The sequence below is a fragment of the Streptomyces sp. NPDC006711 genome (assembly GCF_042869775.1).
In the GTDB taxonomy this organism is placed as follows: domain Bacteria; phylum Actinomycetota; class Actinomycetes; order Streptomycetales; family Streptomycetaceae; genus Streptomyces.
In genome coordinates this window covers 1-14,974 of record NZ_JBIAGO010000036.1, presented here as the reverse complement: position 1 = coordinate 14,974, position 14,974 = coordinate 1, and the positions used below count along the sequence as shown (strand labels likewise).

General features: G+C 72.4%; 14 protein-coding genes. 4 read left to right on the top strand and 10 right to left on the bottom strand.

The genetic code is table 11. From position 1 onward, the window contains the following. Positions 1–23: 23 nt before the first annotated feature. A complete protein-coding gene (gene zapE, locus ACFYM2_RS34460) occupies positions 24–1,130 on the bottom strand; it encodes a cell division protein ZapE (RefSeq protein ID WP_359008673.1) in 1,107 nt (368 codons plus the stop codon). Between zapE and ACFYM2_RS34455 the strand changes: the two genes are divergently transcribed. The 4 genes from ACFYM2_RS34455 (at position 1,129) to msrB (ending at position 4,444) form a co-directional block, all read left to right on the top strand. Continuing rightward, positions 1,129–1,911 (top strand): pyrimidine reductase family protein, encoded by a 783-nt coding sequence (locus ACFYM2_RS34455; RefSeq protein ID WP_388460446.1) that lies wholly within the window; start codon positions 1,129–1,131, stop codon positions 1,909–1,911. The two genes, zapE and ACFYM2_RS34455, sit on opposite strands and share 2 nt — an antisense overlap. A gap of 154 nt (positions 1,912–2,065) precedes the next feature. Then, a complete protein-coding gene (locus tag ACFYM2_RS34450) occupies positions 2,066–2,533 on the top strand; it encodes an indole-3-glycerol phosphate synthase (protein ID WP_359008677.1) in 468 nt (155 codons plus the stop codon). A gap of 89 nt (positions 2,534–2,622) precedes the next feature. Next, entirely contained in the window at positions 2,623–4,017 is a 1,395-nt protein-coding gene (gene murC, locus ACFYM2_RS34445; protein ID WP_388460447.1) for a UDP-N-acetylmuramate--L-alanine ligase, read from the top strand. A gap of 19 nt (positions 4,018–4,036) precedes the next feature. Further along, on the top strand, positions 4,037–4,444 hold the full coding sequence (msrB, locus tag ACFYM2_RS34440) for a peptide-methionine (R)-S-oxide reductase MsrB (protein ID WP_359008681.1): 408 nt from the start codon (positions 4,037–4,039) through the stop codon (positions 4,442–4,444). A 55-nt stretch (positions 4,445–4,499) separates the two neighbouring features. Here msrB and ACFYM2_RS34435 read toward each other — a convergent pair whose 3' ends face one another. From ACFYM2_RS34435 to ACFYM2_RS34395, 9 genes are all read right to left on the bottom strand, one after another. Continuing rightward, positions 4,500–5,534: a zinc finger protein gene (locus tag ACFYM2_RS34435; RefSeq protein WP_388841791.1), complete on the bottom strand. Its 1,035-nt coding sequence runs from the start codon at positions 5,532–5,534 to the stop codon at positions 4,500–4,502. Between the two features lie 60 nt (positions 5,535–5,594). Beyond that, a complete protein-coding gene (locus ACFYM2_RS34430) occupies positions 5,595–6,020 on the bottom strand; it encodes a hypothetical protein (RefSeq protein WP_388460451.1) in 426 nt (141 codons plus the stop codon). Next, entirely contained in the window at positions 6,017–6,727 is a 711-nt protein-coding gene (locus ACFYM2_RS34425) for a vWA domain-containing protein (RefSeq protein WP_359008687.1), read from the bottom strand. The genes ACFYM2_RS34430 and ACFYM2_RS34425 overlap by 4 nt, the downstream gene beginning before the upstream one ends. A gap of 57 nt (positions 6,728–6,784) precedes the next feature. After that, complete coding sequence (locus tag ACFYM2_RS34420) at positions 6,785–7,933, bottom strand: lipopolysaccharide kinase InaA family protein (RefSeq protein WP_359008689.1); 1,149 nt, start codon at positions 7,931–7,933, stop codon at positions 6,785–6,787. Further along, positions 7,930–9,177 carry a serine/threonine protein phosphatase gene (locus ACFYM2_RS34415; protein WP_388841786.1) on the bottom strand — a complete coding sequence of 416 codons (1,248 nt, stop codon included), beginning with the start codon at positions 9,175–9,177 and terminating at the stop codon, positions 7,930–7,932. Before ACFYM2_RS34415 ends, ACFYM2_RS34420 begins: the two co-directional genes overlap by 4 nt. A gap of 5 nt (positions 9,178–9,182) precedes the next feature. Beyond that, positions 9,183–10,508, bottom strand: coding sequence for a hypothetical protein (locus ACFYM2_RS34410; protein ID WP_388841783.1), 1,326 nt, complete (start codon positions 10,506–10,508; stop codon positions 9,183–9,185). A gap of 35 nt (positions 10,509–10,543) precedes the next feature. Continuing rightward, positions 10,544–12,763, bottom strand: coding sequence for a hypothetical protein (locus tag ACFYM2_RS34405; protein ID WP_388460458.1), 2,220 nt, complete (start codon positions 12,761–12,763; stop codon positions 10,544–10,546). Between the two features lie 425 nt (positions 12,764–13,188). Beyond that, positions 13,189–13,587: a hypothetical protein gene (locus ACFYM2_RS34400; RefSeq protein WP_359008697.1), complete on the bottom strand. Its 399-nt coding sequence runs from the start codon at positions 13,585–13,587 to the stop codon at positions 13,189–13,191. Between the two features lie 275 nt (positions 13,588–13,862). Further along, complete coding sequence (locus ACFYM2_RS34395; RefSeq protein WP_359008699.1) at positions 13,863–14,597, bottom strand: 4'-phosphopantetheinyl transferase superfamily protein; 735 nt, start codon at positions 14,595–14,597, stop codon at positions 13,863–13,865. Positions 14,598–14,974 lie beyond the last annotated feature (377 nt).

The window sequence follows — 14,974 nt, the reverse complement described above, 5'->3', positions numbered from 1 at the left end:
CATGGGCCCCCTCGGCCCCAAAGCTACTGCCCCACAAGGCCCTTCGCGTCGCGGGCGAGCGCGGTCAGGCGGGAGATCGCCCGGAAGTACTTCTTGCGGTATCCGCCGTTCAGCATCTCGTCACTGAACAGCTGGTCGAAGGGGACACCGGAGGCGAGCACCGGCACCTCGCGGTCGTAGAGCCGGTCGGCCAGCACCACGAGCCGCAGCGCGGTCGACTGGTCGGGCACCGGACGCACATCGGTCAGGCACACCGCGCGCACCCCGTCGGTCAGCGCCCCGTACCGGCTGGGGTGGACGCGCGAGAGGTGGTCGAGCAGCTGCGGGAAGTCGTCGAGCGCGGCGCCCTCGGTGGCGTACGCGGCCTTGGTGACCTGCTCGGTGGAGAACGGGGCGGGAGCCTCGGGCAGGCCCCGGTGGCGGTAGTCCTCGCCGTCGATCCGCAGCGGCCGGAAGTGCGCGGACAGGCCCTGGATCTCGCGCAGGAAGTCGGCGGCCGCGAACCGGCCCTCGCCGAGCTTGCCGGGCAGCGTGTTGGAGGTGGCCGCAAGCGCGACCCCCTGCTCGACGAGCTTGCTGAGCAGCGAGGAGACGAGCACGGTGTCGCCCGGGTCGTCGAGCTCGAACTCGTCGATGCACAGCAGCCGGTGCCCGCTGAGCGTGCGCACCGTCTGCTGGAAACCGAGCGCGCCGACCAGATTCGTCAGCTCCACGAAGGTGCCGAACGCCTTGAGCGCGGGCTCGGCCGGGGTGGCGTGCCACAGCGAGGCGAGCAGGTGCGTCTTGCCGACGCCGTACCCGCCGTCCAGGTACACCCCGCGCGGTCCGGTCGCGGCGGCCGGCTTCCTCCCGAACCACCGGCGCTTGGCGCCGGAGGCGTGCGCCCCGCCGAGCCCCGCAGCGAAGGAGGACAGGACGGTGACCGCCTCGGTCTGGCTCGGCTGGTTCGGATCCGGCACATACGTCTCGAAACGGACCGAATCGAACCGCGGCGGCGGCACCATCTCGGCGACCAGACGGTCGGCGGGAACGTGCGGCGCGCGGGCGCAGAGCGACACCGGGGCCGCTTGGGTTATGGGGCTGGTCGACACAGTTCCCCACTGTAAGGGTCGTGTCAGACTGCACGGCATGCGACAACTGTTCCCTGTGACCGACCAGACACCGCACGTCGAGGGCGCGGAACCCGGCGAGAGCGGGCGGTGGTCGCTCGACGAACTGGCCGAGGCGTACGCGTACCCCGACACCGACGGCCCCTGGCTGCGGGCCAACATGGTGTCCTCGCTCGACGGGGCCGGCCAGCACGACGGCCGCTCGCACCCGCTCTCCTCCGACACGGACATGCGTATCTTCGGCACCCTGAGGGCGCTCGCGGACGTCGTCGTGGTGGGTGCGGAAACGGTACGCCTCGAGGGGTACCGGCCGGCGAAGGCGCGGTCGGAGTTCGCCGAGCGCCGCAAGGCGGCCGGGCAGGGGCCCGCGCCCGCGATCGCCGTCGTCACGGCCAGTCTCGACCTCGACTTCTCCCTGCCGCTGTTCACCTCGCCGCTCGTGCCGACCCTGATCTTGACCGGCGCGGCCGCCGACCCCGACCGGGTCCGCGAGGCGGAGCGGGCCGGCGCGGAGGTGCTGGTCGCGGGCGACGGGCCGGGCGTCGAGCCGGACCGGGCGGTCGGGGTCCTGGCCGACCGGGGCCATCTGCGCCTCCTCACCGAGGGCGGGCCCCGCCTCCTCGGCCAGTTCGTGGCGGCGGGCGTCCTGGACGAGCTGTGCCTGACGGTGTCCCCGATGCTCACGGCCGGCGACGCGCAGCGCATCGCGGGAGGCCCCGCCGTGGGCGTACCGCAGCGGTTCACGCCCACCTCGGTCCTGGAGGACGCCGGGTTCCTCTTCACGCGTTACCGTCGGAACTGACGATCACCGGAATTTATCGTTCCGGTTAGCTCTCGCTGGGCACACTAACCTCACGCAGACCCCGTGCGGGCACGGGGAAGGATGGTTTCCGCAGGGGCCGGACCCGCCACGTCGTGGTGGCGGCGGCCATGGAGAGAACAGAAGGGCGCCTGTGGTGTTCACGAGCGTATTGATGATCGAGAAGCCCCTGACCTCCGTCGACGTGGAATTCGTCACCACTCTGCACGGCGACGAGCCGGTGTCCTTCGTCGTGCTCATGCAGCCCAGGGGCGATCAGGACCGGCTCCTTCGCGCGATCGACGACGTGGCGCTCGGCGAACTCGACGAAGCCGTCCACGAGAACGAGGAGCCGGAGGGCTCCGCCGCGCACGGCCCCGCCGAGCTCGCGCTCCAGCACTCGGTGAAGTCGCTGCGCGACGCGGGCAGCGAGGCCGTCGGGCAGGTGATCGAGAACCACCCCCTCGACCACCTCAAGGAGGTGGTCGACCAGGTGCGCGCCGACGAGGTCATCGTCCTGACCGCCCCGCACTACGTGGAGGAGTTCTTCCACCGCGACTGGGCCTCGCGGGCCCGCCACAAGGTGGGCGTACCCGTGCTCAAGCTGTTCGCGCACAGCGAGTAGACCCCGCACGGAGCCGGGTACGGGAAGGAGCCCCCGGGGGAACTAGGCTGGGGGCTCCTTCTGTACGTCGCACCCCGGGAGAGAACCGCATGGCATCCGCCATTCCCACCGCCATGGAACGGCCGCACTTCATCGGCATCGGCGGTGCCGGCATGTCGGGCATCGCGAAGATCCTGGCCCAGCGCGGGGCCCGGGTCGCGGGCAGCGACGCGAAGGAGTCCGCCACCGCCGAGGCGCTGCGCGCGCTCGGCGCCACCGTGCACACCGGCCACGCCGCCCGCCACCTCGCCGCCGACGCCACCTGCGTCGTCGTCTCCAGCGCGATCCGCGCCGACAACCCCGAGCTGGCCCGCGCCGCCGAGCTCTCCGTGCCCGTCGTGCACCGCTCGGACGCGCTGGCCTCGCTCATGGGCGGCCTGCGCGCGATCGCGGTGGCCGGCACCCACGGCAAGACCACCACCACCTCGATGCTCGCCGTCGCCCTGAGCGAGCTGGGCCTCGACCCCTCGTACGCGATCGGCGGCGACCTCGAAGGCCCCGGCACCAACGCCCGGCACGGCGAGGGCGACATCTTCGTGGCCGAGGCCGACGAGAGCGACCGCAGCTTCCAGAAGTACGACCCCGAGGTCGCCATCGTCCTCAACGTCGAACTCGACCACCACGCCAACTACGCCTCAATGGACGAGATCTACGAGTCCTTCGAGACCTTCGTCGGCAAGGTCAACCCCGGCGGCACCCTGGTGGTCTCCGCCGACCAGCAGGGCGCGGTCGAGCTGACGCGGCGCGTGCGCGACCAGTCCGGGCTCACCGTCGTCACCTACGGGGAGTCCGAGAGCGCGGACGTACGGGTCCACAAGATCACCCCGCGCGGCCTGACCTCCGAGGTGACGCTCCTGCTCGGCGGCAAGTTCCTGACCTTCACGGTCTCCGTCCCCGGCCGCCACTACGCCCTCAACGCGGTCGCCGCGCTCGCAGCCGGCGTCGCCCTCGGCATCCCGGCGCACAACCTGGCCTCCGCGCTCGGCAAGTACACCGGCGTCAAGCGCCGCCTCCAGCTCAAGGGCGAGGCCAAGGGCGTACAGGTCATCGACTCCTACGCGCACCACCCCACCGAGATGAGCGCCGACCTGGAGGCGATGCGGGGCGCGGCCGCCGACTCCCGTCTCCTGGTGGTCTTCCAGCCGCACCTCTACTCCCGCACCCAGGAGCTCGGCAAGGAGATGGGCCAGGCCCTGGCGCTCGCCGACCTCTCCGTCGTCCTCGACATCTACCCGGCCCGTGAGGACCCGGTCCCCGGCGTCACCAGCGAGCTCATCATCGACGCGGCCAAGGCGGCGGGCGCCACCGTCACCGCCGTCCACGACAAGGAGACCGTCCCGGACGTCGTCGCGGGAATGGCGGCCCCCGGCGATCTCGTTCTCACCATGGGCGCGGGCGACGTGACGGACCTCGGCCCGGCCATCCTGGCCCGCCTGTCGAACTGATCCGAGCGAGGAGCATCCCATGGCGTACGACGTCGAGAAGCCCGACGAGCAGTGGCGCGCGGAGCTGACGCCCGCCGAGTACAAGGTGCTGCGCCAGGCCGGCACGGAGCCCGCCTTCGTCGGCGAGTACACCGACACCAAGACCGAGGGCGTCTACTCCTGCCGCGCCTGCGGCGCCGAACTCTTCACCTCCCGCGAGAAGTTCGAGTCGCACTGCGGCTGGCCGAGCTTCTTCGACCCGAAGGACAGCGACGCGGTCGAACTCATCGAGGACCGCTCGCACGGCATGGTCCGCACCGAGGTCCGCTGCGCCCGCTGCGGCTCGCACCTGGGCCACGTCTTCGAGGGCGAGGGATACGCGACCCCGACGGACCAGCGTTACTGCATCAACAGCATCTCGCTGAAGCTGACGGGGACCGAGGGCTGAGCACGGGCAGGGTTGAGCTGGGCACGGGCGGGACTCGGCTGAGCACGGGCAGGTCTCAGGACGGCGACGGCTCGGGAGTCACCTTCTCCTGGCCGATCCTGCTGCCCGACTCGTAGATGGTCACGACCCCGTCGTGGATGACGTAGCGGTACGGAGAGTTCGTCGCTTCGTACCCGCTGTCGGTCTTCTTGGCCGCCATGGCGATGCCCGGCTCACGATGGTCACTGAACTCGCCGTAGTAGTACAGATCCCCCGCCGTCGTACGGCACAGGGTGATCTGCTTGTTCCGCGTACGGAACGCCTCGACGAGGCCGGCTCCCTCGCCGCTGGGCAGCGCTTCGGCGACGCGCGAGGGGCAGGGGCTGCCGCTCGCGCTCGCGGATGGCTTCGCCGTGGCGCCGTCCTGGAAGAGGCTCTTGCAGCCGTCGGCGAAGACGCCGAGGACGACGACGAGCCCGATCGCGGAGAGACAGCCCACACATCCGTTGGACCGCTTCTTGGACGGCGCGTACGAGGCGCGCGGGGCGGCATACGGAGGCGGCGCCGGGGCGGGCGGCGGGTGGGGGAGGGACGGCCCGGGCGCGGTGGGGGTGTACCCACCGGTGCCGGGCGGCGGGTAGAAGACTCCCTCGGGGCGGGCGCGCGGCGGTGTGGGCGCGGTGGGCGGCGGCGCCGAGGCGCGGGGCGTGCGGGGCGCCGAAGGGGCGCTCCGCTTCGGCGTGGGCCGCTTGGGCGCCGGTGTTCCCGGGCCCGCCGCCTTGGCGCCCGGGCCCGCCGCCCTGGTGCCCGAGCCCGCAGCCTTGGCGCCGGTGGCCGCGCCGCCCGCCCCGGGGGACTTGCGGGGCGCCGCCTTCTTCGTGGCCGCCTTCCAGCCGGTGCCGCACCCGATGCAGGACAGATCCGAAGTGACGTTGTTCGTATCGCACTTGGAGCACTTCCAGTCCCCGGCCGGGCGCGCCGGAGCCGGGCGCCTGGCGGGGGAGCGGGGCGCGGGGGCCGGGCGTGCGGTGCCGCAGCCGTCGCAGGACCGGTCGCCGGGTCCGTTCACGTTGTCGCAGTCCCCGCACTGCCAGTTGGCCGAAGCCGCCACCCTCGTCCTGCCTCTCCGTCGGATGCCGTCGTCGATGAGATGACGACGGGATGTGGTCCGCTAGATGTCGTCCGCGTTCACATGGGCCATGACCAGCTGGAACAGCTCCTCGGACGCGGGAGCGGCGGGGCTGCGCAGCCACCCCGCCCCGTGCGGAGTGCGCTCGAAGTCGACGGCCGGGCTGTCGGCCTCGGGCCGGTCGGGAATCGCGCACTCCTCCCACACCGCCCTCATGAACTCCTCGGCGCTCCTGCTCCACTCGGGAGTCACGTCCACGCGTATCACCACCGGCGCCGACCCGTGCTCCGGTCCCATCCGGAAGCGGAACACCAGCTGACAGCCGCCGTCCGGGCCCCCGGCGTGCAGGGTGGCGGCCACGCAGCACGCCACCCGGACGTCGAACACTCCGGCCCCGGCCCAGGCGAACTCCAACTGTCCCTCGGGGCCGCCGCACGTCAGCACGAATCCCGGCAGGGCCAGCCTCACAGGCTGTTCGCGATCGTCTCGATGATCTCGTCCATCTCGAACTCCTCAAGGCCCTGGCCCGCCTTGGAGGCGAAGTGGAGCGTCAGGTCCCACTCCTCGGCGATCGGGTCGGACCAGGGCGCCTCGTCCGGCGCGAACAGGACGAGCCGCTTGGCCGACTGCTCCATGACCGACGTCTGGCTGCGGGCGTAGCCCCACTGCTCGAAGAGGTCGTCGATGCTGCGCGGGATGCCCGCCGGATACGACTGGGCGCTCGCACCGGCCGTACCGAGTGGATGGGCGGGGGCGTCCGTGAACATCACGATCACATGGCGCCTGCGGTCGAGTCCGGTCTCCCACGGGGAATTGATCGCCAGTGCCAGCGCTTCGAGGCCGGACTCGGGGATGTCGCCGCCGCCGGTCGCGTCGATGCCGCTGAGGAACTGCTCGAAATCCCGTGCCTGGGACGGCAGATGAAGGAAGCCGGTCTGCTCGATGGCGTTCGACGGGTCGTCACCGAAGTCACGGAAGACGATCACCTTCAGCCGCAACTGGCTGATGGCCTTGCCCTTCTTGCCCATCACGCCGTCAAGCCGCTCGTGGAACTGGAGCGCGCTCGCCTTCACGGTGTCCAGGACGGGAAACATGCTGCCGGTGGCGTCGATGCAGAGCACGATGTCGACGGCGTACTGAAGATTCCCCTGGTACTGCTCGACAGGGTTGTTCACGGGGATACGTCTCCTTGTGGTGCGGGTTTCAGGGGTGGGCGGTCCTGCGCGACGCGGTCATGGCGAGCGGCGCGCGCGGTCGCCCAGGTTGATGCGGACGCGGGAGAGCCGAGGCGCGGGCACGTCGGGCGACGGCGCGGGACCGGGCTCGGGGGCCGCCGCGTCCACCGCGTCCACCGGGGGCGCAGGCGCGGGCGCGGGCGGGGTCCTCGGGGTGAGGTTGGCGCGGATGCGGCTCGTGCGCCCTTCGGCCGTGGGGGCCGCCGGCCCGGGCGCCTCGGCGGGCGTCCGCTCCGGCTTGGACGTTCCGGGGCGGCGGTGCTGCAACGCGCACACCTTCGGATCGGAGAGCGCCGCGAGGAACGCGGAGATCCGTGGCCGTCCGGCGGCGTCGCGGGCCGTCATCCGGCGCAGCAGGCCGATCATCTGGTCCGAGAGCCGGGTGCTGAGGGCCAGCTCGTCGCCGCCGTTCACGGCGTCGGCGGGAGACCCGAACCTGCTGTTGTAGTACGGCAGTTCACCCACGAGATAGAGATGGGTCATGAGGCCGAGGGCGAAGATGTCGACCGCGCACGTGAGTTCACCGGGCGCCGCGTCGCGCTGGAGGTAGCGGCGCCACTCGGGGGAGCCGTAGAGGGTGTCGCCGGAGATGTCCTCGGGCTCCGGCGGACTCCCCGACACATAGGAGTCGTCGAAGTCGATCAGCTTCGCCGCGTGGAAGGCGGCGCCGTCGCGCTTTTGCACCAGCACGTTCAGCGGTTTGAGGTCGCCGTGCACGACGTCGATGTCGTGGAGCTGCTTGAGGCTGTTGCCCAGCGTCTTGAGCAGCACCATCTTCTGCCGCGGTTCGAGCGCCTGCGGCTTCTCCAGGCTGGAGGTGTCGATGCGCTCGGTGACCTTGTAGTACGTACTGCCCTCGTGGAAGAAGTCCTTGGCCAGGACGATGTTGCCGCCGCCGCGCGCGTCCGGGCGCAGCCGCTTCATGATCGTGTGATGGCGCTCCTCGAACTCCTGGGCCACCCGGCGCCTGATCTGAAGGCTCGGGGACTCCCGGGCGTCGTCACGAGGCCGTTTGGGCTCAAGGAACTGCTTGATGAAGTACGGCGCGCCGTCCTTCTCCGCGAAGGCCCAGATGCATTTCCCGCCGTTGGCGTTGGTGGGGTCCGTGACGATGCGGTAGCCGCCGATCGTGTCGCCCTGTTTCACGCGTGCTCCTCGGATGCCGCCGGCAGATAGGTCTCATAGGCGCCGCGATAGGCGTGCCAGCTCTGGTCCTGCCAGACGCGGACGCGGCTGCCCAGCTGCGCGGGGTCCTCCGGCGGGTGCGCGCCGCCGTCGACGGCGCGCGGTGAGCGGTCCAGGGCCCGGGGCCGGTCGCGCGCCAGGCGCTCCCTCAGCTCCACGAGCCGGGGCGCGTACAGGTCCCGCAGCGCGGCGAAGCTCTGGTGCCCGAGGGCCACCAGGGCGAGCGAGGCGTCGTCCGCCGTGTAGCGCCGCACCTCGCGGCAGACCAGGTCGGCCCACTCCTGCTCGTCCTCGGACCGCACCAGGGTTTCGAGCAGCACCGCCTCGAAGTCGCCGGGTGTGTGGACGTAACCGAAGAAGCCGTCCGTGGCGGCCACCAGGACGAGGGGCAGGGCGAACGGAGCGAGCCTCTGGGAGTCGATCACGAACGTCCGGTCCGCGCTCACCAGGTTGGTCATCGGCGGGTCGCTGCGCAGCAGTTCCAGCGCGTCGCTCTCGCGCGTGTGGTCGCGGGTGAGCACCTGGAGACCGTCGCGCGGATGCAGGGCGTAGGCCCGCGAGTCACCCGCCCACAGCGCCTGGAGCTCGACGAATCCGTCGTCGTTCAGCTGGTAGTGCACCCCGGCGACCGTGGTCGGCAGCTGGCGGCGCATGGTGCCGCCGATCTTGCTGCGCCGCTGCGGCGCCTTGGACAGGAACCACTCCAGGTAGCCGTGCAGGCTCTCGGGGCCGGCCTGCTCGGCGTCCAGGGTCAGCTCGCGGAACCAGCAGTCCGTGGCGAGGCGGGCCACCCGTGCGCCGACCCAGGCCCCGGTGCGCCGGGCGCCGGCGGGGCTCTGCCAGGCGGGCGCGGAGCCCGCGCCGCCCGACCCGTCGAACACGGCGAGCAGTCCCTGGCGGCTCTCCCAGTGGTGGGCGACGAACGGCTCGGCGTCCTCGCCGTGCTCCGGCACCCGTTCGCTCCACACGGTGAACGCGCGCACCCCGCCCTCGCCACCGGGAGCCGCCCAGGTCCCCGGCGCCGCCGGGCGCGGCAGGGAGTCCTCCGCGGCCGGGGGCAGTACGCCGCCCGCGACGGCGAAAGGCGTCGGCTGTGGCGCCAACCGGTGCTTCCCCAGCGGGACTTGAGGGCCGGGCGGCGCCGGGGGAAGCGGCGGGTCGTGCCGCAGGGCGGGCACGGTGTGCCACGGCTCGTGCTCGCTCATCACCGCTACCCGTCCTTCCCGGGGTTACCGCGCTTGGCCGTGCCGCGCACACGGCTGACCCGGGGCGCCGAGGTGGAGGGGGGATCCCCGTCGGGCCGGCGGGCGGGCGGCGCCGGCTCGCCGTCCGAGGCCGCGCGCGGCGAGGCGGACTCGCCGCCCGAGCGCCGTCCCGTGCCCGCGCGGGAACCGGAAGCAGGGGGCCAGTGCTCATCGACGACCCGCGCGCGGCCGTCCCCGGCCCCCGGCAGGGGCTCGTCCTCGGGCGGCGCCGAAGGATCGTCAGCAGTCGGCGAAAAACCGGTACGGCCCGCTCCGCGCGGCGTCCTCGGCCCGGCCGGACCCGCCGCCCCGCCGCCCCCGGGCCCCCGCTCCGCGCGGCCCCGCCCCGAAGCGCGTTCCTCCCCAAGGACCTCACCCCGCAGCGGCGCCCGCTCCTCGGGCGCCGGCGCATCCGCTTCCAGGGCGCGCGCCAGCGTGCCGCGCAGCCGCCCGGGGCGGGTGGCCTTCTCGAAGAGGCCGTCGCCCTCGCGCAGGACTTCGTCCAGGACGGCACGTTCGAGCTCGGCCTGCTCGAACGGCTCCCGGTCGGCGTCACCGCGTTCCAGGACCATGCGCATGACCTCGCGCCGCACCTCGCGCTTCTCGGCCTCGCCCTTCTCGATCCAGGCGAGCGCCGCCCGTGGCCCTTCCCGCTCCATGATCTCGGCGATCAGACCGTCGACGCCCTCCTCGCGGATCATGTCGAGATGCCGTCTGCGCCGCATGCCGGCGAGCCGGGTCTCCCGCTCCACATCGCGGAACTCCCGCCCGCTGCCGACGATTTCGTCCTCGTCGACGAGCAGTTCCACCTGGACGTTGCGCAGCCGGATCGCGTCGTCACCCGTGAACCCGGCGAGCGCGGCGTTCAAGGCCTGCTCGGCCTGGTGGAACTCGGCGATGTCGTACTCGCGGGCCACCGAACGCAGCGTCTTGCGCAGATAGCCGTACAGCGCCCCGCTCATGTCCCGGATGCCGCGCGAGACGACCTTCGCGGGGTCCGCGACCCGGCACACCAGATCGACCCGGCTGCGGAAGGAGAACGTGGGGTCCCGGCTCAGGAGGGGGATGTCCAGCAGGAGCCGGTGCTCGGCCATGTCGATCGTGTACATGCCGCTGTACGCGCCGAAGCGGGAGGAAGGGATCTCCTCACCACTGCGGACCGTCAGGGAGGGCCCGCTGTCCCGCACCAGGACCAGGGCGCGGCCGGGGTCGGGCGGGCGCACCGGACTTGTCAGGCGCCACTTGGGCAGATCCTCGCTGTGCAGCACCGGATCGTATGTCTGTGCCTCCACCGTGCTCCTCCCGGCTCGTCGTGTGTGGGGTCCGCTCATGCGCCGCGCTCGAGCCGCCGGCGCAGCACCGCCGCGTTCTTCGATGGCCGCTCCCGGTCGCCCTCCCACTTCTCCAGCCACCACAGCAGCCGTCTGCGGTGCGAACCGGGCCGGCTCGCGACGTCGAGGAGGAGCGTCCCCAAGGGGTCGAGGGAGCCCGGGCACTTGTCGCAGTAGGTGTCGATCCACGCGCGCAAGGCATCGAGCGCCGTCTCCTGGAGCGGGCGCCGCGCCAGCGCCCGCGCCCACAGCTCCGCGAGCCGGTCGCCGTGCCGAGGCAGCCCGCTCAGGAGCAGCGGCACCCCGGGCACAGCGCCGGCCGGACCGTCCGCCGTCCGCTCGTAGGGCCTGCTCGCCGCGAAGACGAAGGCGGACAGGGACTTGACGACCATGGGGGAGAGGTCCTGCGGCTCGGACCACTCCAGACAGGCATCCAGCAGTGCGCCGGCCTGTCCCTGGTGGATGAGGTGGACGCCGCCCCAGGCGACCGACGGCAGGGTGCCCCAGTCGTCGCCCCGGTCCAGGGCGGCGCGCAGCACGGCGACGGCCCGCTCGGGGGCCTCGCGGCCGAGGATCCCGCCCACGGCGTTCGCCGCCGTCCCGGCGAGCCTGCGCTGCTGGGCCGAACTGCCGCCGCGCGCCCAGCCGTCCAGCAGCTCCCAGACGGCCTCGGAGGTCTCGGGGCGGCTTCCGGCCACCCCGAGAGCGGTGGCCGCGGCCTGCCGCAGCGGCCAGGAGGCGGCGCCCGCCCAGGAGGTGAGGAAGCGGTGGACGGCGTAATGGTGATCCGCCGAGGCGAGCACACCGGCGGCGACCGCGGCCCGCGCGCGCACCTCCAGATCGCTGTGGCTCAGCAACTGGCGCAGCCAGGCGAGGACGGCTTCGCGCCATCCGTCGAGACTGGTCCACGCGTAGCGCAGGATGACCTGACCGAGCAGGGCGCTGCGAAAACGTACCCGTGGCGGCCCGGAGCCGTCGGGAACAAGCTGGATCCACTGCTGTTCGTAGCCGACGCGGTCCCTGAACCGCAGGTCGACGGCGGCGGGTTCGGGCGGCGTGAGGGCCTTGCACAGCTTGACCGCCGCCTCCGAGACGGTGAGGTAGCCACTGCCCTCCAGGGTGGCGGCGGCCAGCGCGAAGGCCAGGGCCTCCGGCTCGCGGTAGCGGTCGAACCAGTCCCGTACCTGATCGCTCGGGTCGCGCAGCGCCGCCGCCTCGGCCGCCACGTCACCTCCGGCCCGGATCACGGAGGCGAGCCGTGCGGCGTGCCGGGCCGCGGGCTGCTCGCGCAACGCGCGTGCCGCTCCCGTCGTTTCGACGAGCGCGCGCAACGCCGTCCGGGACTCCGGATCCTCGGCGTGGCCAAGGACGCGCCGCTCGAGGACGGCCAGCGGGTCGACCGGCCGCAGGGCGTGGGTGGCGATCGCCGCGCCGCCGGGCCCCCGGAGCAGCAGGGTCAGGTCGTGCCCGCCGGTGAGCACCAACAGGCCGCCGCCGGCCCGCAACGCGGCCACCACGGACGGCAGTCGGCGCAGGGCCTCGGCGAAACCCGTCACGCCCGCGGGCCCGTCCTCCAGGCTCGCCAGGTACCCGGTGTTCTCCGCCTGCGGCGTCCAGTCGGACTCCAGCAGCACCGCCGGGTCGAGGAGCCGGTGGCAGGCCCCGCCGCCGCTCAGCGCGAGGGCTTCTCCGAGCAGATTCACGGCGGTGGCCTCGCGTCCGCTGCCGGGAGCGCCGGTCAGCACCAGCAGGCGTTCCTCGCACAGGACGCCGAGCGCGTCGCCGTACCCCGAGGGCTGGACGAACAGATCGGTGTGTCCGGCGACCTCGGACGGATCCAGCGCGAGCGTGGGCAGACCCCGCGCGCCCGCCCGACGTCCGCCACCCGTGGTGTTGAACCCGCCGCCGAAGCTGACCGTCTCGTTGAACAGCGCGAGCGTGCCGATCCGGGTCCCCGAGGCGTCGTCGTTGAGACGTTGCGCGATGAGGTCGGCGATCGCGCCGGCCCGCAGCGCGTCGGACCGTTCCGCGTCGGCGTCCGACGTGCTCTCGGTCAGGTTGCGCAGGGCATCGGACTCGCTGACCGGGCCGTCCTGCTCGGCCCCGTCCGTACGGTGCTCACCTTCCGGCGCGGGTTTGGCCTCAGGAGCCGTCGCGTCGACGTCGGGGCTCTCCGGCCCGGTGTCCGGCGTCTCGGTCAGGGATTCCTTGCTCATGGCACTCGGTCTTCCGGAGCAGAACAGACAGGGGGAAGGGCACCGGCGGGTGCCGGTCGACGAACAGGGGGATCAGGAGACGGCCTCGACCGCCCTCAGCGCGCCAACACGCCCGCCCAGGCAGGAGCAGGGCGCCCGACGGGACCGCCCGGGCAATCACCGAGCCGCCGACCCTCGGGCCCCGCCCCGGACCAACCGGGTGCAGGAGCGACCCGGGCTGGACCGGGTGCGGACCCCTCCGGGCTGGGCCGGGTGCAGGAGCGAGCCGGGCTGGACTGGGTGCGGGCCCCTCCGGGCTGGGCCGACCGGGACTGAACCGGGTGCAGGCCCCCCGGCCGGACCAGGCAACCAGACCCGACCCGGGCTGGACCGGTGCCGACTCGACCCGGACCGAGCGGGCACTGGACAGCACGGCGCCGCCACGGTCAGGACACGTTCCAGTCCCCGTGCACTTCGACCTTCTCGTTGAAGACGTGCGCGTTCTTGATCAGAGCCGCGGTGACCTGCGGCCCCCCGCGCCCCATCGTGGCGGCCGCCTCTTCGACCAGCCGCCGGACATCGGCCTCGAAGGCCGGGTCGCGCAGCATGTGGGCGGCGAGGATCCGCTCCAGCTCCTGCCGCGACTCCTCGTCCTCCGGCGCCCGCGTCACCCGGTCGAGAGCGAGTTCCGCCTCGCGGTCGCCACCGAACCGGGCCCGCAGCCGCGCCATGAGTCTGGCCCCGCCACTCCAACCGGACCGCCCGGCCTCTTGGGCGGCGGCCTCAAGGGCTCCCTTGACCACGAGCGCGACACTCGCGGCCGCGACAGCTGTCACCGGATCCATGTGCTCCCCCGATTTCCCTCACAGGTACGTGAGATCGGCCAAGTTTGCCCTCCGGCACTCTTGGAAAGGCCGCCTTGCCGAATGTTGGCCGAAACGTGTCGGACAGCAAAAACCTTTCCCTGGCCGACACTGCAAGCGCAGGCCGAAACCCGGCCGGGCGCAGGAAAAAGCAACGATTGGCCGGATCCTTATCCGGCCCCCGCCCGAGCCCCGGCTCCCGCCGACCGCCACCCCTCCCCGGCAACGCGAAAGGGCCGAACCGGACGCGACGTCCCTTAAGCGTGCTCTCGCAGCTGGATCTCGGGGTGACTGCCGTCGGAGCTCGCGGGTACGGAGATGGCGGCGCCCCAGCCGTCAGGCACGGCGAGGTCGGCCACGGCCCAGGACGAGGGGGTGCCCGGCACTCCGGCGGCCACGACGACCGGCCCTGGACTCTCCGGCCGCGTCTCGACCGTGCGGAGGTCGGTCGTGATCCCTATGCCCACCGCCTTGAGCACGGCTTCCTTACGGGTCCAGGCGCGCAGGAAGGCGCTGGTGCGGGCCGGTCCCTCGGGCGAGCCGAGAACGACCCGGCTCTCGGACTCGGTCAGGGTGGACTCGGCCAGCTCCTCGACCGGGAAATCCCGTACGCCCTCGACGTCCACCCCCACCGGAACGTGGGCCACCGCGAGCATGCCGCAGCCGTTGGTGTGCGAAATGCTGATCCACAGGGGCGACTGCGGGCGCAGCACTGCGGGCGGGCCGTGGTGCGGGTCGCCGCACCCGGGGCAGGGCCTGCGCCCGAGGGTTATGTCCGTGGGCGGTACGCCGAGGAGTTCCGAGAGGATGCGCCGGCTGGCGGCGCGCCCCGCGACGAACCCCACCTTGGTGGCCGGATGCACGATCCGGTCGGCCCGGGCGCGCTCCTCCGTGCTGAGAAGGGCCAGGTCGGCGGAGGTAGGGGAGTCGTCGCCGGTACGCCACCACCAGGCGTGTGCGACTGCGGTGCCGGAGTCGAAGATCGTGGTCACGGCAGCACGCTACAACCCGCGGTGACGCGGGGTTGACGCCCGAGTTGACGCGAGGTGGGCAGCGGCGTAAGGTTTTTCGGGTTGCCAGGGAGCCGGAACGGTTCTGCGGCAGCCGTCCGCCGCAGGTTCTGCGGCCATCCACAACTCAGCATGATCCCTCGACGGGGGTTGTTCGGCATGCCGAATTCACTTCTCGTCGGACCGGACGACCCGCATTAGGAATCGGCCGGGAAAATCAGCTAGAGTTCGGGACGTCGGAACGGCCCAACAGCCGGGAAGACAAACCCCAATTCGACGGGGAATCGGACACGAAAGAGTCTGATAGAGTCGGAAACACGAAATACCGAAGGGAAGCGCCCGGAGGAAAGCCCGAGAGG